The following is a 23,022-nucleotide window of genomic DNA, read 5'->3' on the forward strand; positions in this document are numbered from 1 at the left end:
GCTTGCTCAAATTGCTTGCAATCATGCATAATGAGAGGTATCTAACGCTTAGGTGGTGATACCTCTTGGATTGGGGAAATGATAATATTCGATACGTATTCTCTTCCATAGAACGCTCGCTTCCACTCTATCTCGAATCGATTGGCTACAGTGCGTGGGAGCGTATCTTTCAACGTCCAGAAGGCTATCCGTACTATCACTGGCTCCATACGCTTGATGGAGAAGGCCGTTTCGTGCTTTTGGGAGAATCCATCAAGTTGACGAAGGGTACCGGCGTATTGCTGACGCCGTTTACGCCGCATAGCTATTATCCTACCTCTGAACGCTGGTCGACGATTTATATTACGTTTGGCGGAGCAGCGGCCGGGACGATTATGGAAGCGCTGGATATGGATAAATCCACCTTTTATGAGGAGGGGGACGACCGCTCCTTCGGTAAGCTGTTTAATGATTTATTTCGGCAAATTGCCCAGGCTGAGTCTCACTCTAACATTGAGGTTTCGTCGGATCTATACAATTTTCTCATGCAGCTTCGCAAATTCGGCATGCTGAACAATCAGCCTTCGCTTTCTCAATACTACCAGAAGCTGCAGCCCGTTGTATCATGGATGGAGCAGCATATGTCCGATAATATTGGTCTGCAGGAGATTGCGGATTACGCCAATATGAGCATAAACACGCTGCATGAGCTGTTTCAGCAGGCGTTTGATTTAAGCCCTTATTCGTATCTGATTCAGCTTCGTATCCGTGAGGCGAAGCGAATCATATTTCACCATCCGGAGCGGGCTCTGCGTGAGGTCGCTGAGCAGACAGGCTTTAACGATGTCAGCCATTTTGTCGCTACGTTCCGTAAAAAGGAAGGGATTACGCCCGGAAAATACCGCGAGCTTCATTTAACGTCTGAGGAGCAGCAGGCACCCAGCATTGAATCGATGTAGCAGACTGGCAGATTGCCGTACAGCAAAAATGATGCACGATAAAACTTTACAGATGCTTGTCTCGTTCTGGAATGGATGAGACGGGCATCTTTTTTAGATTATCAGTCATTCAGTTAAAATATGTGACACCGTATGCTTCACGATATGGTTTAGGTGTGGAATTAGGTAGCTTTTAGATCCCTTCTTTTTAATAAACGGCAGGAGCTGGGACTGGGTCGAATTTTGGAAGCTCTGTCTGATATGATACGCTGTCCTTTTGCTGTCCGGTTTATGACCAGGGTCTGTCCGTGCGCTGTACTTTTGACGTGTTAAATTTGTATTGTGGAAATGAATCGAGAGGGCCTTATCGACAACCTGCAGGAAGCTGCTGCCGCTGAGTTAATCAGCGGCTTTTGTCGTTTTTAAGGATTGGCCACTAATGTGCAGCAATGTCCTAGGAGGGAGGTGAAACCATTGTGCAATGTCAGAGCCGGTGAATCAGGAATGCTGGAATGGAGTGCCTTATGAGAAGCGCGGTGACAGCGAAGCTGCTGGCGGCGGTGCCCGGGTTGAATGCAATCTACAGCTCGGCTGGCGAGATTGGAGAAGAAGCTTTACTGCCTTGTGCGTTGTATTTTCAGGGTGAGGTGGACGCAGGCGGCGCCTGGTCCGGTTTGAGGCAAATCATCGAGCTATGGCTCTACGTGCCCGGATTAAATCCGGTTGGGTTAGATGGACTGAGTGAGCAAACGGTCAAAGCATTGGACAAGCAGCTGCTGACAGCGGAAACGGGGGAGAGATTCCTCTGTTTATTTGAGGAAAGCCTCGGGCCAGATCGTTTGGATGAAGCCCGAGGTGCCATGAAACGAGGCCTTCGTTTTGCTTTGATTGTACCGCAAGCTCTAAGCCGGGCAGTGCAGATCTGCAGTGATCCGTGGCTAAACGCTATTCAGGAATGGACGCAGGAAGTGCTTGGGCCGGAATGGCAAATTCATAGCGGCAGTTGGCCATTGGGCTTTGAAACTCCCGCTATGATGTGGCGGATTACCGATATGGAAGTATCGCCACGGGGCAGGACGTTTTTTGAGCTGAAAAAACAGTTCACTGCCTTCATAGCCGGAATGGATGCCAACCAGGAGCATCAGGCTATTCTTTCTCTAGTTGAGGCTTTGGGAAGAAGTGTTAAAATTCCGCTGCATCCAGGAGATCAAACGTATTTAACCGTTCTTGAACCGAGGGTGAATATGAACGCGAATAAAGCCACGGAGGGACAACTGTCCGTGACGTTCAGCCGGCGCATCGCGGATTCCATGGATAAGGGGCCGCTGATGCAGTTTATTCAATATACCAGAATATAAATTTGAGGTGGTAAAACTATGGCACAAAAAAAGCAGACGGCACAAGCGGTCCAAACAACCGAGGCGACTCAAGCCGCCAATGAAGCTTATGCTGATAACGCTGGTAATGCTGGTAATGCAGCTAATGCTGGTAATGCAGCTAATGCTGGTAATGCAGCTAATGCAGGTAAAGTAACCGAAGCAGCTAATGCAGCAAATGCAGGTAAAGCAGCCAAAGCAACCAAAGCAACCAAAGTAACCAAAGTAACCAAAGTAACCAAAGCAACCAAAGCTGTCAAAGCATCTGAGGCTGCCGAGCCAGTGTATCCGCTTGGTGAAATTATGCAGCAGTCGGAAGCGTTGATGGGTGTGAAGCAGGAGGTGCTGGCTGGCGCATTTCATCATTTGCCTGATGACACGACCAGCGCTGGTTTGACAGTAAAAGAAGCGAAAGAGCAGGTACAACTATTTTTGAATAGGAAGGTGAAGTAATTATGGCAGCAGGAAATTGGAATTTGACGAGTCAGCCGGTATTGCCGGGACTGTTCATGAACTTTGTAAGTGCCGCGGGATCAGCGATCGTGCCAGGCGCACGCGGCGTGGTGGTTGCTCCTGTGAAGGCGCATTGGGGGCCGATCGGCCAATTTGTTGAGGTAACGAGCGAGAATGCGATCAGGGAGCTGTTCTCGAATGATGAATCCGAAGGGGCAACGGCTTACACGACGCTGTTCTTGTCCTTGCTTGGCGGCGCGAAGAAGCTGCTGGCCTACCGGATTGCGGATAGCTCCGCTGCTTCGGCCGAGCTCGTGCTGAAGAATAGCGAAGCGAGCCCGGTGGATGCTTTGAAGTTGAATGCCAAATACGCAGGTGTGCGTGGCAATGCATTCAAGGTGACGATTCAGCCAAGCTTGGCAGTACCGGATGTGAAGGAGCTCAAGCTGTATGAAGGCAACGCGCTGCTCCGCACGATTACGCTCGGAAATGGCAATGTGGATGCTGCTGTTACCGCGATCAATGAAGATGCGGGGAACAAGTGGATTGTGGCGGAGAAGCTGTCTGGCGGCGTGCTTGCCGACGTGTCCGGCGTTGCTCTGGAGGGCGGAGCAAGCGGAATTTCCGGAATTACGAACGCGGATTATATCGCGGCTATGGACGCTTTTGAGACGCAGGATTTCCATGTCCTGACGCTCGATGGGGTGACCGACGTTGCACTGCGGACCAGCCTCGTCGCCTGGGTCAAACGGGTTCGCAGTGAGGGAAAAGGCATTTTGGCAGTGCTCGGCGGATCGCTGGCAGAGGATACGGGTGCAGATGCTGTGAATAAAGCCATTGCCCGCAGCGTGGCAGCGGACTTTGAGGGAGTTGTTAACGTAGGTTCGGGGGCCGTATTGAACGGAAAATCGTATTCCTCCGCACAGGTCGCTTCTTGGGTCGCCGGGTTGATTGCTGGACAGGCCTTGAAAGAGTCCACGACGTATGCCGCGTCGCCATTTGAGGACGTGACTCGCCGCTGGACGCGCTCGGAGCAGGAGCAGGCGGTGCAAAACGGCGTATTCCTGTTGGTGCATGACGGCCGCCGGGTTAAGGTGCTGCGCGGGGTGAACAGTCTGATTACTTTGCAGCAGGGCCAGAACAAGGGCTGGAAGAAAATCCGCAAAATCCGCGTCATCGACCAGATTAACGCTGATCTGCAGCGGCAGGCGGAGGATCATTACATCGGCAAGGTCAACAACACGGAGGAAGGCCGTCAGGCGCTGATCAGCGCAGGCCAGCAGTATTTGCAGACTTTAGCTGCGGAAGGTGTCATCGAAGCCACGGGCTACGATGTAACGCTGGATCCGAGATTTTATGGGGATGGCGCGGTCATGCAGCCTGAGGATGATCAGGTGTTCCTGACCTGGCAGGCGGACGACACTGATGTGATGGAACAAATTTTCGGCACGTTCTACGTGCAATAATTTTGAGGGGGAATATAGAAGATGGCACAATATCTCGATCCAAGCCGCGTCATTATGGGGACGTTCGGGCAGATTTTTATCGATGGCGTATGGCAGTCGAACCTGAATCACTTAGAGGCCAATGTAGAGGCGGATAAAAGAGAACTCAATCTGGTGGGCACGGAATACACGGTTTTCAAGCTGGGTCGTAAAAAAGGCACCGGCACGATGAGCGGCTACAAGGTGACCTCCGATATGATTCAGAGGGGCTTCCAGAAGTTCAATATTATTCAGAAGCTGGATGACCCAGAGGCGTACGGCTTTGAACGCATTGAGCTGAAAAACTGCATGGTCGACAGAATTCAGCTGGCGAACTGGACGGCAGGAGAAGAGGTTGCTGAGGAAACGCCGTTCACCTTCGAAGGCTATGAGCTGCTTGATCCGATCATCGCACCTTAAATAATGGTTGAATTGAAAGGGGAAAACCGGAATGAGTGAAGTGAAAGAGTGGAATGAACAGGATATTTTGGACGGTCTCTTCGAGACGGCAGCGAATTTGCCGGAAGAGACCGTTTTTATTTCCCGGCTGAGTCTGCGCGTTACGCTGTGTGGCTTAACCTCCAGCAAAGTCGACTCGATTCGCGAGCGGTGTACGATCCGCAAAACCTCTAAAGGCCAGGTTTCGGAAAAAATCGACAGTGAGCTCTTTAATGCCACGCTGATTAAGGAAGCGACCTCTGCACTGGAGGTTGTGCGTAAGCTGGACGACGGCCAGGAGCAAGGCGTGAAGCTGACCGGCTGGGGCGACGAGCGCATTACGAGCCGGCTAAAGCTGTCTGGCGGCGATGAAGCTGTCCGTCGTCTTTTGCTTGCGGGAGAGCTTGACGCCGTAGGTGACAAGGTGCTGGAGATTTCCGGCTTCGGGGTGGATATTGCCGATCTAAAAAACTAGTAAACTCCGGCGGCATGACGACGCTGCTGTTCCATTTGTGGAGCAGGCATAGTCTGCGCCCCGGAGAGTTCTGGTCTCTCCCGAAGGGAGAGCGCATGCTGCTGAGGGCTTTTACGGAGAAGGAGCTGGAGATGATGACATCTTCAGCCTCGCCGTACGGCTCCGGGCGGAAGCCCGGTTAAAGCCGGATGGATTATGGCAGAGACGATGACGGCAGAAAGGAGGTAAAACGTGGCGAATCATGAACTGCGTTCCATGGACATCATTATCGATTCCCGGGATATCGACGCAACGGAGAAGAAACTGCGGGGGCTAGACCGGATGCTGGTACAAACCCAGCGGCGCGCTCTCGCTCTTGGCAGCACGAGGATACGGCCGAGCATTACGCTGGAGGACCGTTTCACGGAAACAGCCATCCGGCTCAGTGCAACGATGAAGCGGCTTAATCAGGCAGCGGCCCGTCCGGTAGCGGAACTGATCGATCTGGCGACGCCGAAGATCGCCGAGATCAGGGGCGCGCTGCAGGAGCTGAGCCGTACCCGGTGGCGGGTTGAGGTGGACGTTGGTGGCTTTGGCGCTGCGCTTGGCAGCTCTGTTGCCGAGCAGATCTGTGCAGAAGGGCAAAGCTTAATGCAGCGGATTTCGGTGACTCTTAAGGAAGCTTTAGAGTGTATTTTTGATGCGCTGGAAGTTGTCGAATGTCCGGCTGTGGCGGTAGGAGAGTGTAAATGCGGAGAACCCTCGGGATCTAGCCCGCAGGAGAGCGAACCGCTATGCGGGGCAGCGGGCAAGATATCTGGAGAGGCGTTTTTTGAAGCGTTTCTGGAGGTTATTAATCCTCAGCGAATAGCAGGTAAGTTGGCTAACTTGCCATGGGATGAGATCCTATCATCTAGCATGGCTTACTTGAAGAAATTTGGAAGTGATATTCTTGATAGTTTGGTAAAGGATATCAGAGACAAATTGATCGAGATAGGGGCAACTAAACTAAAAAGCTATTGGGACAACAGCAAATTAAAAAAGGAATGGATCCCCAAAGCTTGGGAGAGCAGTAAAGGTAAGTTGGATGAATGGGCTCCCAAGGCTAGAAATTTTTTGGATAAAACTACAAGCAAGGCTACGGACTTTCTTAGCAAACCCTGGGTGAAGAAGACAACTAAATTTGTTGGTAAATGGGGAGGAAAGTTATTAAAAAAAGTCCCGATTGTGTCGAGTTTATTTAGCATTGTTGAAATAATTAATGCCAAACCTGGCAGGGAAAGAGTAGAGAAAATAGGTGGATTTTTAGGTGGCCTTGCAGGTGGTACAATAGGAGCAGCGTTAGGAGGCGGAATTTTATCAATTCCAGCTGGGCTTGCTGGAGGTGTGCTGGGTGAATATGCTGGTGAATGGGTAGGGGGAGCGTTATTTGATCTTTTCTATGGAAAGAAGAAGCAGCCAGAAACAGATTCCGGCTACCCACTTGGAACATCGAAAGCTGACGTCTTTTTACAGGGACATAGTGATACTTACTCAACAAAGGATAAGGAGAACTGGAAGCGGGAGCTTATTTACGGCTCACAATCTACCCAGTCGATTGCTCCGCTAACCGAAGAGGAAATTAATAGTGTGGCGGAATATTTTAAAGAGAAGCAGGAGCCCGCTGCAGTACCGGCGCCAATGCCTCTGCCGAATTATGCTCCAGGACCTGCTCCTGTGCCATTTCCAGCAATTACCTTTAACATGCCGCCAGGTCTGATTCAAATTCATGAAAGGCAAGAAGACATCGATATCGATAGCCTCACTGATCAGGTAGGATGGAGTGTTGCCCAAAATTTGAACAGAATGATGAAAAACATGAAGAGATATGGGGTGGTACAGGGTGGAAATTAGTTTGCGGGATGAAGCTGCAGGCACCGATTTCGTGTTCCCCGTCAACCCGGAAGAGGTGAGGATCACTCGGGGCAAAGGCTTCGAGACGATGAATATACTATCTTACGGGGAATTTGATATCGCAACAGCAGAGAGGGTGAGGGAGATCACCTTCTCTTCTTTTTTTCCTGCACGATGGGGAGATAACGAAATACAGCCCGCTCCAAAGGAAGCGATGCACTTGCTGACTGAGATGATGAACAGCAAAAGTCCCGTCCGATTGATGATAGGGAATATGGTGAACCTGCTTGTCTTTATCACGGTACATGACACTACGTTTAAGGGCGGGGAACCCGACGATATTTACTTCGATCTGACGGCCCGGGCGTGGAGGCAGCCAAAGGTTCACACGAAGGCGGGAAGCGCTGCAGGCGGCGGGAATAGCGGCGGTGGCACGAGTCGTCCTGATTTGAAAAAAACGCCGAAAGCCTACGCCGTCAAGTCCGGCGACAGCCTATCCAAAATCGCCAAGCTGGAGCTCGGCGACAGCTCCAAATGGTCGGCCATTTATGATCTGAACAAGAAAACGATCGGTCCTAACCCCAATTTGATCAAACCGGGGCAAAAGCTGGTGATGCCGTCATGAGTTATGAGGTGGTTTTGGAAGATAAGTATTATTTGCGGGAACTGATCGAGAGTGTCTCCTTAACCGATTCGTTAGATCAAATTTCGTATGAGGCTCGCATCAATCTACGGATACCTGAATCTGGACTGGCGATTGCCCCGGGACAGACGATTCGCGTAAGCGGAGTGCCCTATGGGGGCAAGGAAATGGTCTATCTGCTGAATCCCGGCGTGGTGTGGGAATGCACCAGCAGCAATCGTGGCAGCAAGAGCCTTAGCCTTGTGGTGTACGACCGGACGATTTACCTTGCGAAATCGGAGGATGAGTACTTATTTTCTTCGGGAGGAACAGCCAGTCAGCGGCTGAAGAAATATGCGCAGGATTGGCAAATCAAGCTGGCCTCCATTCCGGACACGGGAAAGGCGCTGAGCAAGGCGACTTACCGTTCTCAACCGATCTATAACATGATCGTGACGGACTTAAGAGAGACGGTAAAGCTTGGCGGGGATGCGTACATGCCTCGGATGACGCCTGCGGGCCTCGAGCTGTTCAAAATTGGCAGCAACAAAACCGTATGGAAGCTTGAAGCACTGGAGGGCATCGATCAGCACCGGACCTTGGAAGGAACGGTCACTAAGGTCAAAGTGATTGGCAGCACGGATAGCAGTAAGCCGGCGAGTACTGGAGCCAGCAGCGATAAGAACAAAGCCGATCCCCCCTCGCAATTTTTGGCGGTAGAGACGGGGGAAGTCAGTAAGTTCGGCACTTTGCAGCGAATTGTGCAGGACGAGGATGTAAAGACGCCGGCGGATGCCAAAAAATTGGCCAAAGGCATGCTGACTGGCCTCCAGGAGACCTTTACCGTAAACGGACTCGACATTAACACGCTGCGGGCTGGAGATAAGGTGGAGCTAAACGGCCTGGAGCTGATCGTCATGTCTGTATCGCATGAGCTGGGCGATCCGGGACGCATGTCGCTGGAGCTGGGGTCATACGACTACGTGAAAAGGAGGTATTATCTCAACTATGGCTGATCCTTATAAATCGTTGGCAGCGGCATTCCGGGATCAGATGACGGGGTATGCCAAAGATATGCTGTCCGGCATGTCCACAGAGCTTGGAACAATAACGGCGTCGGGGCTGAAGCTGGATCATTTCAAGCATGAAATCAAAAGTTATTTGGTTGCTGATTTTCCGGTCACTCTGGGGATTCCGGCTTTTCATATGGTAGGAACGATGATGTCGCCTGTCGATCAAGAAGGGTACCCGCTTGGAGTACCGGGCCCGCGAACGCGTTTTGAATTTGAGGCTACCGAGATCCAGGACGTTCGCGTCAATCTGGCCGATGGCCTTCAGCCGGGGGATCGCGTCATTGCCGTTAATTTGAATGGCGGCCATGAGGTGGTCGTCATGTGCAGGGTGGTGAGTCAAGGTGGCTAATTTATTTCCAGAGGAGCAGGAATGGGGCGCTGGTGCGGGCGTAGATGGATTGAATGAGTTGAACGTGCTGCAGGGGCAGAGTACGGCAACTGGAGGAATGTTTGGGCGGAGCTGGCTGTTTGATTTTTCCGCAGGAGAGTTCTTGATGACCCCAACGCGAAAAATAGTACCCGCCGACGAGACTGCAGCCTGGATCATGTGGTGTGAGAAGGCCGTGCGAACCCCAAGGTATCATCATTTAATTTACTCTCGTAATTATGGCCAGGAATATGACAGTCTGATTGGCAGGAAAGGAAACCGGACTACGCTGGAATCCGAAATTCAGCGCATGACGACAGAGGTACTGATGGCAGACCCGCGTACGGCGCGGGTGGATCAGTTTTCTTTTCGCTGGTCGGGGGATGCTTGCTTGTTTTCCTGCCAAGTGATGAATGTAAGAGACGAGACTGTGGTCTTAGAAGGGAGTGTGACCGTGTAATGGCAGGATTGCCAGTATATTTGCAAGAACAGACGGAAGAACAGATTATGCAGCGAATGCTGAGCCGGGTGCCTGACGATATCGATAAATCGGAGGGCTCTTTTATTTGGGATGCCCAGGCTCCCGTAGCATTTATGCTGTCTGAAGCGGCCGTATGGGCCAGGCAGGTGCTGGAATGGGGCTTTGCCAGCTCGTCCTATGGGCCATATCTGGACATGCGGGCGGCGGAGCATGGCGTTGTAAGGCGTGCAGCGACGGCTGCGGCCGGACAGGTTCAATTTACCGGGACGCCTGGCACGATGGTGCCTGCGGGCACGCTGGTAGCTACCCCGGCGGATGAAATCACAGGGGAGTCTTCCATCGAGTATGTGACGGCTTCGGAAGCGATGCTGGATGATTTAGGGAAGGCAACTGTCGGTATTCGCGCTGTAAATTCAGGCAGAAGCGGGACAGTACCCGCAGGCGTCATTACGGTGATGTCCATCCCGGTTAGCGGGATCACCGCGGTGACCAATCCGGAGGAAACACGGGGTGGGACAGACACGGAATCGGATCAATCGCTGCTGGAGCGTTTTTTGAGTCAGGTTCGGAACCAAGGGACGAGTGGAAACAAATCGCATTATATGAATTGGGCTGGTGAGGTGCCGGGTGTGGGGGGCGTGCAGGTTCGCCCGTTATGGAACGGAGCGGGAACGGTAGGCATTTATTTGCTTGATACGGACAAACGCGCGGCGAACGAGGATATTGTTGCGGCCGTTCAGCAGCATATCGACCCGACGCAGGATGGACAGGGAGAAGGCATGGCCCCGGCCGGGCCGGTCGTGACGGTGATGGCGGCTGAGGAAGTGCCGCTCAACATCAGCGTTAAGCTGACCTTGGCGGACGGCGCTACCTTGCCTGAAGTGAAGGCGTTGATCGTAAAGGGAGTACAGGCATATTTGAAGCAGTTGGCTTTTGCTGATCCGCTCGTGCGGGTAACGCGTATCGCGTCGGTCCTGCTCGATATTCCGCCTATTATTGATTACGCAAATTTGATGATCAACGGAGCGAGCGATACGAATATCCAGATTAACTTCGGTCAGGTGGCAGTGCTCGGGGCGGTGGATGTATATGAATAACTTTTCCATTACAAGTCCAAAGGGACGGGAGATGTTCTCCTTCCTCCCCGGTTATTATGACTCATCCAGAGTTATGCAAGCTGATATGAACTCCAAGGGAGAGGAGCTGGATCACTTATCTCGGGCCTTGGACGAAATATTGGATCAGTTCTTTGTCCGGACAGCGACATGGGGGCTGGAACGATGGGAAGCAGAGCTGGGCATTTCAACGGATTTAACTAAACCCATTGAAGAGCGTCGCGCTGTCGTAGAGTCGAAGCTCCGTGGAACCGGGAAGTTTTCAGGACAGCTGGTTAGGAATGTAATGGATTCTTTTATAGCTGATGGGGAGGTTGTATTTACTCCTGGGGAGTATAAATTTCGGATCAGCTTTGGCGAGAGAATACCAAGTCGACTAGGTGATTTCAAATCTGTTATTGAGGAGATTAAACCCGCTCATTTGGTATTTTATATGGATTGGAGAGCCAGGCTCGAATTCCATCATACGATTCGAATAGCACCCGTATTGAAGTTTCGTACACGAGTTAACTTTTTCGGCGGGCGTCCCTGGTACTTGGATGGTATTGAATTTCTGGATGGGAACCATTCTTTATCAGGATGGACAGGCAATAGAGAACGATTTAAAAATCGGACACAGATTGCAGTCAGACATCGCAACAAGCCGATTCAGGAAGCTGTTCTTAAAATACGTTCCAACTACTGGCAACTGGATGGTGCAGTTGCTTTGGACGGCTCACGTCAGCTGAGTTCAATGGAATCGATCAATTTAATATAAGGAGGCTCAAAGCTATTATGGCAGATCAAGTTCTAACGGTTACAACGGCTTATGCACGCGCCCAGATGGCACAGGCACGAGCTGAAGGTGGTACTCTGACCAAGGTGGTCAAAATGGCATTCGGAAATGGTGGTGTTGATTCTTCTGGAAATCCCTTGCCAGTGGATGGCACCGAAGAAACCCTTCGGAATGAGTTGCTCCGAAAGGATATTGCAAGCTATGAATTTATTGCCCCAGCTACTATTCGCTACCACTGCCCTCTTGGGGAAAACGAGCTAACTGGTCAAAACATCAATGAACTGGCCCTGGTAGATACCGAAGGGAAGTTCACTGCTCTAAGGACAATGGGCGATAAGTTTAAAGATGGCGACATGGAATTTATTTTTGAAGTGGATGATATTTACTAGAAGGAAGGTTGATCTAAATGTCTATACAGCAACCGAGAAAATTAGTCCCGACAGATCAGGGACATGCCGAAGTGATTAATGCACCGATTGAGACTCTTTATGGAAATGATCTTTTCTTAGCGAAACAGGTTGTTGATATTTTGGCCAATCCTGCAGATCATGGAGTGGTTTCGGAACAAGAATTCCAAAATCACATCAACAATGCTGTCACCCATATTACCGCTGCCGAACGTACGAAATGGGATGCTGCTGAAGCAAACGCAAAAAAGTATACCGACGATAACGCAGCGAAAAAGTCACACACTCATGCCGCATCGGATTTGCCATCAGCAACTACACAGGCGCGCGGCATAGTGCAGCTTAGTACATCGACGGTTAGCACGGCCGCGGATCAGGCGGCCACGCCAAGCGCAGTCAAAGCGGCCATGGATCGGGCTAATGAGGCTTTTCAAGCTGGCAATGAGCGTAAGAAGAATGTTGTGGACGCCCTCATTGCTCTTGGAGTATCGGCGTCCATAGCAGATAGTTGGGATACGTTGATAAGTAAAATGGGTACGGTAAACAAGGGATTAGATAGATATTTCCTGTTCCGAAGGGGAGTTATTAATCTTTGTAATTTTATAGAAGTAAGTCGTGGTGGCGATGGTTACGTTTCTTTTGTACAAAGCGGCTCGGAGGTATATATGACCGCGAGTTGTATTAACGTTGGTGAAAACAGATCATACTTAACTATTGGTAGTACTCTCCAACAAGACCTTTCACACATTAAATATGTATTAATTGATCCTTTGCTGAGAAGAGTTACCAGGGAATCTAATGGTTATCCGTACGTGAGAGTAGGGGTTTGTACGCCTGATTTACTTAATACGGAAATTTTCAACAAGGAAGTAAGTTACTACGTCAACCCCGGCGATGGTAGGTATATCAGTTCGGCAATTTTAGATGTTTCCGATCTTGTTGGTGTCTTCCATCTAAAAATGATAATTTCGGCAGAATACAATAGTAGAATTGAATTAGGAATTAGTAATATATTGCTAATTCCTCATGACTAGAAAGGATGTCTCTCCTTACTAATGATCAATGATCAATCAAAGAATGGAATAAATGCGTATAATTTTTTAATATGAAATCGTTGGAAAAAGAAAAATAGTGATCGTATCTTTGTGAGATTTCATCACATTATAGTAAGCCCCATCTTAATGGCTTTTCTAGTCTAAATGATCTTCAGGCATACGGGGGAATTATTGATATCTGTCCAGCATCAATTGTGATGCTGGACATCGTATATGAGCAGTGCTGATTGGATGAGACAGCTGAATTTCGGGGGAATGCGTCAATCGCGGCTGGTTTCCTGTGTAGCATTTATCCGTTTGAATTATTGGTAGTCTCCTTTCCCGGATATTGTATGACCCCGCCGGATTGCGGATGAACTATGCGAAGGACCTGGGCATCTTCTCACATATGTAACGAATCTATACCTGTAAGTTGGGGAGTGTCCGTCGGCTGTCCGATTTATGACCAGGGGCTGTCCGTGTGCTGTACTGTTGACATGTTAAATTTATATTGTGGATATGATTTGAGGGGGCTTCATCGCCAACTTCCAAGAACTCGCTGCCGCTGAGTTAATCAGCGGCTTTTATCGTTTTTAAAGATTGGCCACGAAAGTGCACCAATGTCCTAGAAAGGGGGGCTATTGTGCAATGATGGAACTGGTAAATTGGAGATGTTGGGCAAGCAGTTGAAGGTCGCGAAGACGGGATAAACAGAAACGGAGGGAGCGGGATGGAATATACGATTATTATCTCCATTGCTACAGCCGTTAGTGGAATTTTGCTCGGCTGGCTGGGACGCGCACGTGCAATCCGTCAAGATGCCGCGAAAGATGTGGAGGCAGGGGCAACCCTGCAGACGGACGTGGAATATATTAAACGTGGCGTCGACGACATCAGGGTAGACATGCGACTGCAAAGCCAGCGTATGGATGGAATTTCTGAACGTGTGACACGAGTGGAGGAATCTACTAAGCAAGCACACAAGCGGATTGACCGCCTGGAAGAATAAATTATATTAACAATCATTGAAAAGATATAACAGTTTTAACTTTAGCACTTTAGCAGCTTCAACACTTTAAAAAACTTATAACTGATAACTGAAACTTTTAAAATGGAAGGAATGAACATTATGAACTGGAATGATATTTTTGAGTTGATTCATCCGGTATTATTCGGAGTCGTTGCGGCCTGCTGGGTCATTGGCTTCGTACTTAAGAAAACGCCAAAGGTTCCTGACTGGAGCATTATCTATATTGTTACTGTAGTTGCGGTGTTATTGACGGTTTGGCTGCTCGGCTGGGGGCCGGAATCGTTTATTCAAGGCATTCTTACCGGGGCTTTTGCAGTATACGGTAATCAGTTTGTGAAGCAGGCGATGAAAGGGGCGGATAGAGAATGAGCATCGTTTGGATCGACGCAGGCCACGGAGGCAAAGACCCGGGGGCGGCCGCAAATGCGGTGAAAGAGAAGGATGTCGTACTTCAAATTTCTCTGGCAATAAAGCAGCGTCTGGAATCGCAATACACCGGGGTACAAGTACTGCTCTCCCGCAGTTCAGATGTATATTTGACGTTAGCAGAACGTACCACCAAAGCAAATGCAGCTAAAGCAGACATCCTCTTGTCCATTCATTGCAATGCCGGAGGGGGTGCGGGAGGCTTCGAATCCTATCGGTATACGGCGTCATCACCTGCTTCTCAATCACTGCAAAACAGCCTGCATTCAGCAATTATGACCGCGCTCAAACCTTATGGCGTGAACGATCGTGGACAGAAGACTAAAAACCTGCACATGCTCAGGGAGAGCAAAATGCCTGCGGTTCTAACTGAAAACTTGTTTATCGATGTCTTAAATGACGTCAATAAACTAAAGCAGCAGGCCGTAATAGAAGCGATTGTACAGGGTCATGCGGTCGGTATTGCCAAATTTTTAGGCCTGAAGACAAAAGAGGGAACACAGCAAATGGATCAGCAGAAAGCGCAGTCCTGGAAAGAAGACGGCCGCGAATGGCTTATTGCCAATGCCGGAATCAGTACGGATTGGCAGGCAACGGATCAGATAGATATCGGAACGCTTGGAACCATCCTTAGCCGGATGCAGAAGTAAATTCCCAGGCTGCCTGGGAATTTACTTCTGCAAGGCTTTTTGATCTTTTTTTAGGACCGATAGTACTAAAAAGAACATGGGTCACATATCCGCATTCGTTAATGCACCGAGCACAGTAGTCCATAGGGTGCTGCAATCCGCAGAACACGGCATCCACAGAACACAATAATCCTTAGAACGCCCCTCCTTCCACTATACCATTCACCAAGCATCCCCATGGACCATCCACATTGGCCATCCCCCTCAGAAATACTTGTCGTCGTTACAACTCTTCTATAACACTTCTACAAAACTTCTCACAGCAATCGCCTTTGTGACCGGATTTCTATCTTTTACCAGGCGCTAAATTCCACTTGTATAAGAACGTAGGTTCGTATATAATACAAACAAATGTTCTTATCGGAGATGATTCTGGTGAAAAAATACATTAACCAAGTGGTCGAGATCATTTACATGGACCGCAGCGGCAATATTACACAACGGCTCATCCATATTCATGCCGTCCAGGAGCGGCTCATCCGCGCAACGTGCCTACAAACGGGGGCGCCGAGAGCGTTTCGGCATGATCACATTCTTGCGCTGCGGCCAGTGAAACGATCTGTTAGAGGGGGGAAATACTATGCTTCCTGATTTGGAACGCAAGCTGCTGCGGATTATTTATAATTTTTGGACACAGCGGCGCCGGGTGCCTACGATGAAGGAGTTGGAACGGACAACGGGAAGACCGCAGCGGGATATCGTGGCAACGCTGCGCATTTTAGAGCAGAATCAATACATCCAGTGGCCGGACAAATCAACTTTGCACAGCATCAGGCTGCTTCATGTCTCGACGCCTGTTCAGAAGCCGATGGTCAGAGAGCGGCGAGGATTGCGCAGCGACATTGAATATTGGACGGATTATTGAATTCATTACATAGCAATGCGAAGAATACTAGTGTGGGAAAAAACACTTGCCTTTTTACAGAAGCAGCTTTAGAATCTAAGTAGACACTTGTACGTACAATTGTTCATTAATCTTACAAATAATGATATTGTGTGTACAAGTTAGTTACCAATCTATTTAAGATACTAATCATTCTGGGAGGCGTTAATACAATGAATTTGAAACCGTATTCATTTTGGTTCGTAACAGGAAGTCAGCATTTGTATGGTCCGGAGACGTTGGAAGAAGTAGCCGATCATTCCCGCATCATTGCCGAACAGCTGGACAAAGATCCTGTATTTTCGCATGCGGTTGTATTTAAACCGATCGTCACTACGCCCGATGAAATCTACAACCTGATTATCGCGGCGAACAGCGACCCATCCTGTGCAGGGATCATCACCTGGATGCATACGTTCTCACCAGCAAAAATGTGGATTCGCGGCCTGTCCCAATTGCAGAAGCCGCTGCTGCATTTCCATACCCAGTTTAACCGTGATATTCCATGGGAAACGATCGACATGGATTTTATGAACCTGAATCAGTCTGCGCATGGTGACCGGGAGTATGGTCATATCGGAGCCCGCCTCGGGGTTGCTCGTAAAGTTGTAGTCGGCTACTGGGAAGACGCAGAAGTTCGCGAAGATATCGCGGGGTGGATGCGGACGGCCGTTTCATTTGCTGAGAGCCGCAGCCTGAAAGTGGCCCGCTTCGGTGATAATATGCGCGAAGTTGCGGTAACTGAAGGCGACAAAGTGGAAGCCCAGATTAAGCTCGGCTGGTCGGTGAACGGTTATGGCATTGGCGATCTCGTACAGCTTGTAAATGAAGTCAGCGATGCTGAAGTGAAGGTTCTTCTGGACGAGTATGCCGAGAAATACACGATCACCAAAGAAGGCCTAAACGCTGGGCCGATTCGTGATTCCATTGCTTATCAGGCACGTTTGGAAATAGCGATGAAGCGGTTCCTTGAAGCGGGCGGCTTTGGGGCATTCACTACGACGTTCGAAGATCTGCATGGTCTCAAGCAGCTTCCAGGTCTGGCTGTACAGCGCCTGATGGAAGCCGGATACGGCTTCGGAGGAGAGGGCGACTGGAAGACGGCAGCATTGACTCGTGTACTTAAAGTGCTTGCCGACAATAAGAACACCTCGTTCATGGAAGACTACACATACCATTTCGAGCCAGGCAACCATATGATTCTCGGCGCGCACATGCTTGAAGTATGTCCGACCATTGCGGCTACGAAGCCAACGATTGAAGTTCATCCGCTCGGGATCGGCGGCAAGGAAGATCCGGCTCGTATCGTCTTCGACGGTCAGGACGGCCCAGCGGTTGCTGCTTCATTGGTAGATCTAGGCCACCGTTTCCGTCTCCTTGTGAACGTTGTGGATGGGGTTAAAGTAGAACAGCCGATGCCGAAGCTTCCGGTTGCCCGCGTGCTTTGGAAGCCGCAGCCATCGCTTAGAGAATCGGCTGAGGCCTGGATCCTGGCTGGCGGAGCTCACCATACGGTACTGTCTTACAAAATTACCGCTGAGAATTTGTCCGATTGGGCCGAGATGGCCGGCATTGAGTCTGTCATTATCGACAAGGACACTTCCTTGCGGCAGTTCAAGAACGAGCTTCGCTGGAGCGATATGGCATACCGCTTGCGTTAATGTAAATGCTGCTTTAGGTGTGTCCAAGGAACACTGCTGCTGGTAACCGAAGTGCTGTCCCAGATAATGGAACATAGAATGGAACATAGCTTCAGGTCATGAAGCGCGTGCAAGTAACCGGAACCACTGCTGCAGACAACCGGAGGCTGATGGCAGCGTTAATAGGAGTCGAAAGCCGTTGCCGGACACCGTTTCCGCACATTCCCCGGCCTGTGATACAATAGCGGATATAAACAAGAGCATTGGCTGAGGTGAAGCATGAATAATCGGCGGATTCCAAAATATTTGCAGCTCAAAAACGAACTGTTGTCATGGTTTGAATCGGGCAAGCTGCAGCCCGGACAACAGGTTCCATCGGAGAATGAAATATCCGAACAGTTCGGCATAAGCCGGCAAACGGTGCGCCAGACGTTCGGCGAATTGGAGAAGGAAGGGTGGCTCGAGCGGATTCAAGGCAAAGGCACCTTCGCCAGAAACCCGCTGCGCCGGGAAGGCGAGCAGGTCAAAACGATCGGGATCATCACGACATATATATCGGATTATATTTTTCCGCATATCGTCCGGGGCGCGGAGGCTGAGCTGCGCAGCAAAGGATACCGTCTTCTGCTATCGAGCACGGATAACAATAAAGAGAAAGAGATGGAAAGCCTGCAGTTGATGACGAGCCAGCCGCTGAGTGGACTTATTATCGAACCGACGAAGAGCGCGGAAGGCAATCCGAATTTAAGCTATTTTCTCTCTCTACAGGAGAAGGGCATTCCTTACCTGATGATCAATGAGAAATATCGCGAACTCGAATGCCCTTGCCTGAAGCTGGATGACGAGCTTGGCGGATACAAGGCGGCCCGTCATCTGCTGGAGAAGGGACATAGCTCGATCGTCGGCTTTTTCAAGCGGGATGACCTGCAAGGAGTAAACCGCCTGAAGGGCTTTCTGACTGCGCACCGAGAGCATGGCATAACCGTATCCCCTTGGCAGGTGGTAACCTACACAACGGAGGAGAAGGGAGAAGTGCCTTATCATCAGGCTGTCCGGCTGCTCCAGCAGGATGCGGCTGCACGGCCGACCGCCTTCGTATGCTACAACGATCAATTGGCGGTCGTTCTGATGGAAGCTATCCAGCAATGCGGCCTCCGAATTCCGGAGGACGTGTCGGTGATCGGTTTTGACGACTCGACTCTCGCGCTGGCTTCGGGAACGAAGCTAACCACGCTCACTCACCCGAAGACCGAGCTGGGCGAGCTGGCTGCCAGACAACTGATCGGAATGATCGAGCAGGGGCAAGTGTTCGGGGATACGATTTTTAAGCCAGAATTAATAGAGCGGGACTCCGTTGAGAAAAGAGAGTCTATCAATGAGAAGCTGCACATTTAGTGTTCAGGGCTAGAGTCTGAGGTTAAGCAAGCCGGAGACAAGGTTAAGAGCTAACCTAAGGTTGACAAGAAATAAGCAACCAAGGCTGAGGTTCGAGGTTAAAGTTGCAAATAAGCGTCTGAAGCTAGAGTCCAAGACAAGAGTCCGTCTCCGGACTCTTGGATAAGACTTGTACGTACAATGGACATTTAAGATTCAGATTCAGGAGAAAGGAGAGAACGCGAATGTTGGAAGCCCTCAAACAGCAGGTTTGGGAAGCCAATCTGGAGCTGCCCAAACATGGATTGGTTACATTTACGTGGGGAAACGTCAGCGGAATCGACCGGGACAGCGGATTGTTTGTCATTAAGCCGAGCGGTGTGCCTTATGAGGAATTGAAAGCAGAGGATATGGTCGTTGTCGATTTGGAGGGTAACGTCGTGGAAGGCAAGCTCCGTCCTTCTTCGGATACGCCTACCCATATGGTATTGTACCGGTCTTTTCCCGAAATCGGCGGTGTTGTGCATACCCATTCCCCTTGGGGAACGAGCTGGGCACAGGCTGGAATGGCGCTGCCGGCCTATGGTACGACGCATGCGGACTATTTTTACGGAGAGATTCCTGTAACGAGACCGATGACCCGGGAGGAAATCGAAGGAGCATATGAGCTGGAAACGGGGAACGTGATTGTGGAGCGTTTCGCCAATATTGACCCAAATCAGGTTCCTGGCGTGCTGGTACACGCTCACGCACCGTTTGTATGGGGCAAAGATGCTCATAATGCGGTTCATAATGCGGTTGTCCTGGAAGAGGTGGCGAAAATCGCGGCGCGCATGCTGCAATTAAACCCTAATACGGCTCCTATGAATCAAATGCTGCTGGATCGTCATTTTCTGCGTAAGCATGGAGCCAAGGCTTATTACGGTCAAAACTAATTGATTCACTGTACAGTTCACTGTATTTAAGAACAGGAGGGTTTTCATATGGCTAAGAAGTATACCATCGGGGTGGACTATGGGACGCAATCAGGCCGCGCGGTGTTGGTGGATTTATCGAACGGGCATGAGATCGCGGATCATGTGACCCCCTATCCTCATCATGTCATTGACGAGCATCTCCCCGGCTCCGGCATTAAACTGGAGCATGACTGGGCGCTTCAACATCCTAACGATTATTTAGAAGTGCTGAAGAACTCAGTTCCGGCAGTAATAAAGGAATCCGGTATCGATCCGGCTGATGTGATCGGGATTGGAATCGATTTTACCGCCTGTACGATGCTGCCGATCGATGAAGCGGGACAACCGCTATGCTTCGATGCCAAGCATATCGATCAGCCGCACAGTTGGGTGAAGCTGTGGAAGCACCATGCCGCTCAACCGGAAGCGGATAAAATCAACGAGATCGCGGCCAAGCGGGGCGAAGCCTTCCTTCCGCGCTATGGCGGCAAAATCTCCTCCGAATGGATGATTGCAAAAATTTGGCAAATCCTCGATGAAGCTCCGGAAATTTACGACCGGACGGATATGTTCCTGGAGGCGACGGATTGGGTCATTTCGCAAATGACGGGCAAAATCGTACGCAACAGCTGTACAGCCGGCTACAAAGCGATTTGGCATAAGCAGGATGGTTATCCGAGCAAGGAATATTTCAAGGCGCTTGATCCAAGACTTGAAAATCTCACCGAGACAAAGCTGCGCGGCGAAGTCATTCCGCTAGGCACGAATGCAGGCGGCCTGACCGAGCAAATGGCGCAAATGATCGGACTGAAGCCCGGCATTGCGGTCGCTGTAGGAAACGTGGACGCTCATGCGGCTGTGCCTGCTGTCGGCGTTGTTACGCCAGGCAAACTTGTGATGGCGATGGGGACCTCGATCTGCCACATGCTGCTGGGCACAGAAGAGAAGCAGGTTGAAGGAATGTGCGGCGTCGTTGAGGACGGTATCATTCCGGGATTGTACGGTTATGAGGCTGGCCAGTCTGCTGTGGGTGATATTTTTGAATGGTATGTGGAAGAGGCGGTTCCCGGCTATGTTAAAGAAGCGGCGGCAGCTGAAGGGCTTGGCGTCCACCAATGGCTGGAAAAAGAAGCCGCAGCTTATAAACCAGGCCAGACCGGATTGCTTGCGTTGGATTGGTGGAACGGAAACCGCTCCGTTCTTGTTGATACGGATTTGACCGGACTTATTCTAGGCATGACACTGCTCACGAAACCGCAGGAAATATACCGTGCCTTGCTGGAAGCAACAGCATTTGGAACGCGTAAAATCGTTGATGCTTTCCACAACAATGGTGTAGCGGTGGACGCGCTCTACGCTTGTGGCGGCCTGCCGCAAAAAAATCGCCTGCTGATGCAGATATACGCTGACGTCACGAACCGCGAAATCTTCGTAGCCGATTCCAAGCAGACACCGGCTCTAGGTGCGGCGATGTTCGCGGCAGTAGCTGCCGGAGAAGCAGCCGGCGGTTATAACACGATCATCGATGCTGCCGAGCGTATGGCCCGTGTGAAGGAAGAGACGTTTAAGCCGATTCCGGCCAACGTGGAAGTGTATGAGCGCTTGTACCAAGAGTACAGCAAGCTGCACGATTATTTCGGCCGCGGTGAGAATGACGTCATGAAACGGCTTAAGAGCATTAAGAAAGCTACGGAATAATGTCCTTGACTGACTGGACAGGAGGTAGACTGAAGCTTGAATAATTCCCGGGAAATAGACCATTTGGAGAAAATCGTTTTAGAGTTGAACGCCATCAATGAGGTGGCTCCTTTTTTACGGGCACAGGGCTTGCAGCGCCCCGTTGTCATCGCCGATCAGAATACTTATACGGCGGCAGGACAGGAAGTGATGGAGAGCTTGCAAGAGCAGGGTTTGCAGACGAAGCTTTGTCTGCTTGACCCGAATGAGACAGGTGATGTCGTAGCGGATGAACAAGCGGTCGTTCAACTGCTGCTTGAAGTAGAGACGGGCATAACGGATGGGCTTATCGCAGTCGGTTCGGGAACGATTCATGATATCGTCCGCTTTGTGAGCTACAAGACGGGGGTACCGTTTATTTCGGTACCTACGGCTCCCTCTGTTGACGGATTTACATCGGCAGGAGCACCGTTGATTATTCGCGGCGTTAAGAAGACGGTCGTCGCTGTGCCGCCGATGGCTATTTTTGCCGATCTGCGCGTCCTGATGCAGGCGCCGCAGCCTTTAGTGGCAGCGGGCTTTGGCGATATGCTTGGCAAATATACCTCCCTGTTCGATTGGAAAATATCCCATCTTACAGGCGGGGAGCCCTACAGCGAGCAGGCGGCGCTGATCACCGAGCAAGCGCTCAATTCCTGCGTGCAGCATGCGGCCGAGATTGGAGAGCGTACGGAGGAAGGCGTTCGCATCCTGATGACTGCCTTGATTGAATCGGGCATTGCGATGCTGTTGTTCGGGCAATCCCATCCGGCTTCTGGGGCAGAGCATCACTTGTCCCATTATTGGGAAATGGAATATTTGCGCCGTGGCAACCGGGCTTTACTGCACGGAGCCAAAGTGGGCGTGGCCTGCGCAGAAATTTCCCGATTATACCATGCAGCGGTGGAGGAAGGTCTTTTCCCGGGACAGCAGCCTGAAGCGCTGCGCAAGTACGGCGACCAGATTCGGGAATGGATAGCTGATGTTCCCACCGCTGCCCAAATTCAAGAACTGCTCGTTTTAACAGGCGGTCCCTCCACGCGCGAGGAACTTGGCATTGATGAAGATTTATTTGCAGAGAGCCTGCGTGAAGCGCATCTCGTAAGGTACAATCGGCATACCTTGCTGCGGGCGCTGAATGAGGCATAATATCCCAACATAACCGAACCAGACGATAATAAATAAGGTTCTCAAGTATAGGAGTCTGCTCACTTTTTTGATATTTAGCGAATCACTCTGTTTAAACTTGCCTATGATGTGATCTGATACGGAGTCATGATGAAATTCTCTGTCGAATGTTGTCTTGTCAACCTCATTCTAAACGAGAATTGTTAATCATGGCTCCTTTTTCTATTTTATTATTATTCTATTTAATCTATTTTTATACAAATATGTGGTACTTCTTACCAGAGTTCTTTA

Annotated in this window: 26 protein-coding genes; all 26 read left to right on the forward strand. The window is 50.3% G+C overall.

Features of this window, described 5'->3' with window-relative positions:
- The first annotated feature begins 65 nt into the window (after positions 1-65).
- Entirely contained in the window at positions 66-938 is an 873-nt protein-coding gene (locus G358_RS0107695) for an AraC family transcriptional regulator (RefSeq protein ID WP_019636627.1), read from the forward strand.
- Between the two features lie 503 nt (positions 939-1,441).
- On the forward strand, positions 1,442-2,275 hold the full coding sequence (locus G358_RS0107700) for a hypothetical protein (RefSeq protein WP_019636628.1): 834 nt from the start codon (positions 1,442-1,444) through the stop codon (positions 2,273-2,275).
- 18 nt (positions 2,276-2,293) lie between these two features.
- Positions 2,294-2,746: a YqzN/YkzM domain-containing protein gene (locus G358_RS0107705; protein WP_019636629.1), complete on the forward strand. Its 453-nt coding sequence runs from the start codon at positions 2,294-2,296 to the stop codon at positions 2,744-2,746.
- Between the two features lie 2 nt (positions 2,747-2,748).
- Entirely contained in the window at positions 2,749-4,212 is a 1,464-nt protein-coding gene (locus tag G358_RS0107710; protein WP_019636630.1) for a phage tail sheath family protein, read from the forward strand.
- Between the two features lie 21 nt (positions 4,213-4,233).
- Positions 4,234-4,650 carry a phage tail tube protein gene (locus tag G358_RS0107715; protein ID WP_019636631.1) on the forward strand — a complete coding sequence of 139 codons (417 nt, stop codon included), beginning with the start codon at positions 4,234-4,236 and terminating at the stop codon, positions 4,648-4,650.
- Between the two features lie 31 nt (positions 4,651-4,681).
- Positions 4,682-5,143: a phage tail assembly chaperone gene (locus G358_RS0107720; protein WP_019636632.1), complete on the forward strand. Its 462-nt coding sequence runs from the start codon at positions 4,682-4,684 to the stop codon at positions 5,141-5,143.
- Positions 5,144-5,157: 14 nt separating this feature from the next.
- Positions 5,158-5,325 carry a hypothetical protein gene (locus tag G358_RS32975; protein ID WP_157274289.1) on the forward strand — a complete coding sequence of 56 codons (168 nt, stop codon included), beginning with the start codon at positions 5,158-5,160 and terminating at the stop codon, positions 5,323-5,325.
- Between the two features lie 49 nt (positions 5,326-5,374).
- On the forward strand, positions 5,375-7,015 hold the full coding sequence (locus G358_RS0107730) for a hypothetical protein (RefSeq protein ID WP_019636633.1): 1,641 nt from the start codon (positions 5,375-5,377) through the stop codon (positions 7,013-7,015).
- The gene (locus G358_RS0107735) at positions 7,005-7,640 is read left to right on the forward strand and encodes a LysM peptidoglycan-binding domain-containing protein (RefSeq protein WP_019636634.1); all 636 of its coding nucleotides are present in this window, start codon (positions 7,005-7,007) and stop codon (positions 7,638-7,640) included. The genes G358_RS0107730 and G358_RS0107735 overlap by 11 nt, the downstream gene beginning before the upstream one ends.
- Positions 7,637-8,653 carry an XkdQ/YqbQ family protein gene (locus G358_RS0107740; protein WP_019636635.1) on the forward strand — a complete coding sequence of 339 codons (1,017 nt, stop codon included), beginning with the start codon at positions 7,637-7,639 and terminating at the stop codon, positions 8,651-8,653. The genes G358_RS0107735 and G358_RS0107740 overlap by 4 nt, the downstream gene beginning before the upstream one ends.
- On the forward strand, positions 8,646-9,059 hold the full coding sequence (locus tag G358_RS0107745; protein ID WP_019636636.1) for a hypothetical protein: 414 nt from the start codon (positions 8,646-8,648) through the stop codon (positions 9,057-9,059). Before G358_RS0107740 ends, G358_RS0107745 begins: the two co-directional genes overlap by 8 nt.
- Complete coding sequence (locus G358_RS0107750; protein WP_019636637.1) at positions 9,052-9,537, forward strand: DUF2634 domain-containing protein; 486 nt, start codon at positions 9,052-9,054, stop codon at positions 9,535-9,537. The genes G358_RS0107745 and G358_RS0107750 overlap by 8 nt, the downstream gene beginning before the upstream one ends.
- Positions 9,537-10,655: a baseplate J/gp47 family protein gene (locus G358_RS0107755; protein ID WP_019636638.1), complete on the forward strand. Its 1,119-nt coding sequence runs from the start codon at positions 9,537-9,539 to the stop codon at positions 10,653-10,655. Before G358_RS0107750 ends, G358_RS0107755 begins: the two co-directional genes overlap by 1 nt.
- Positions 10,648-11,430, forward strand: a complete 783-nt coding sequence (locus G358_RS0107760) for a YmfQ family protein (RefSeq protein ID WP_019636639.1) — start codon at positions 10,648-10,650, stop codon at positions 11,428-11,430. The genes G358_RS0107755 and G358_RS0107760 overlap by 8 nt, the downstream gene beginning before the upstream one ends.
- A 17-nt stretch (positions 11,431-11,447) precedes the next feature.
- The gene (locus G358_RS0107765) at positions 11,448-11,837 is read left to right on the forward strand and encodes a phage tail-collar fiber domain-containing protein (protein ID WP_019636640.1); all 390 of its coding nucleotides are present in this window, start codon (positions 11,448-11,450) and stop codon (positions 11,835-11,837) included.
- A gap of 17 nt (positions 11,838-11,854) precedes the next feature.
- Positions 11,855-12,889 (forward strand): tail fiber protein, encoded by a 1,035-nt coding sequence (locus tag G358_RS31605; RefSeq protein ID WP_019636641.1) that lies wholly within the window; start codon positions 11,855-11,857, stop codon positions 12,887-12,889.
- Between the two features lie 730 nt (positions 12,890-13,619).
- Positions 13,620-13,898 carry a hypothetical protein gene (locus G358_RS0107775; RefSeq protein ID WP_019636642.1) on the forward strand — a complete coding sequence of 93 codons (279 nt, stop codon included), beginning with the start codon at positions 13,620-13,622 and terminating at the stop codon, positions 13,896-13,898.
- Positions 13,899-14,018: 120 nt separating this feature from the next.
- Positions 14,019-14,288 carry a phage holin family protein gene (locus G358_RS0107780; protein ID WP_019636643.1) on the forward strand — a complete coding sequence of 90 codons (270 nt, stop codon included), beginning with the start codon at positions 14,019-14,021 and terminating at the stop codon, positions 14,286-14,288.
- Positions 14,285-14,995, forward strand: coding sequence for an N-acetylmuramoyl-L-alanine amidase (locus G358_RS0107785; RefSeq protein WP_019636644.1), 711 nt, complete (start codon positions 14,285-14,287; stop codon positions 14,993-14,995). Before G358_RS0107780 ends, G358_RS0107785 begins: the two co-directional genes overlap by 4 nt.
- A 405-nt stretch (positions 14,996-15,400) precedes the next feature.
- On the forward strand, positions 15,401-15,625 hold the full coding sequence (locus tag G358_RS0107790) for a hypothetical protein (RefSeq protein WP_420836051.1): 225 nt from the start codon (positions 15,401-15,403) through the stop codon (positions 15,623-15,625).
- The gene (locus G358_RS0107795) at positions 15,615-15,899 is read left to right on the forward strand and encodes a hypothetical protein (RefSeq protein ID WP_019636646.1); all 285 of its coding nucleotides are present in this window, start codon (positions 15,615-15,617) and stop codon (positions 15,897-15,899) included. The genes G358_RS0107790 and G358_RS0107795 overlap by 11 nt, the downstream gene beginning before the upstream one ends.
- A gap of 191 nt (positions 15,900-16,090) precedes the next feature.
- Positions 16,091-17,578 (forward strand): L-arabinose isomerase, encoded by a 1,488-nt coding sequence (gene araA, locus G358_RS0107800; protein WP_019636647.1) that lies wholly within the window; start codon positions 16,091-16,093, stop codon positions 17,576-17,578.
- Between the two features lie 258 nt (positions 17,579-17,836).
- Entirely contained in the window at positions 17,837-18,952 is a 1,116-nt protein-coding gene (locus G358_RS0107805) for a GntR family transcriptional regulator (RefSeq protein ID WP_019636648.1), read from the forward strand.
- A 224-nt stretch (positions 18,953-19,176) separates the two neighbouring features.
- A complete protein-coding gene (araD, locus tag G358_RS0107810) occupies positions 19,177-19,866 on the forward strand; it encodes an L-ribulose-5-phosphate 4-epimerase (RefSeq protein WP_019636649.1) in 690 nt (229 codons plus the stop codon).
- Between the two features lie 48 nt (positions 19,867-19,914).
- The gene (locus G358_RS0107815; protein ID WP_019636650.1) at positions 19,915-21,585 is read left to right on the forward strand and encodes a ribulokinase; all 1,671 of its coding nucleotides are present in this window, start codon (positions 19,915-19,917) and stop codon (positions 21,583-21,585) included.
- 36 nt (positions 21,586-21,621) lie between these two features.
- Complete coding sequence (locus tag G358_RS0107820) at positions 21,622-22,752, forward strand: sn-glycerol-1-phosphate dehydrogenase (RefSeq protein ID WP_019636651.1); 1,131 nt, start codon at positions 21,622-21,624, stop codon at positions 22,750-22,752.
- Positions 22,753-23,022 lie beyond the last annotated feature (270 nt).

The organism is Paenibacillus fonticola DSM 21315, assembly GCF_000381905.1.
Taxonomy (GTDB): Bacteria; Bacillota; Bacilli; order Paenibacillales; family Paenibacillaceae; genus Fontibacillus; species Fontibacillus fonticola.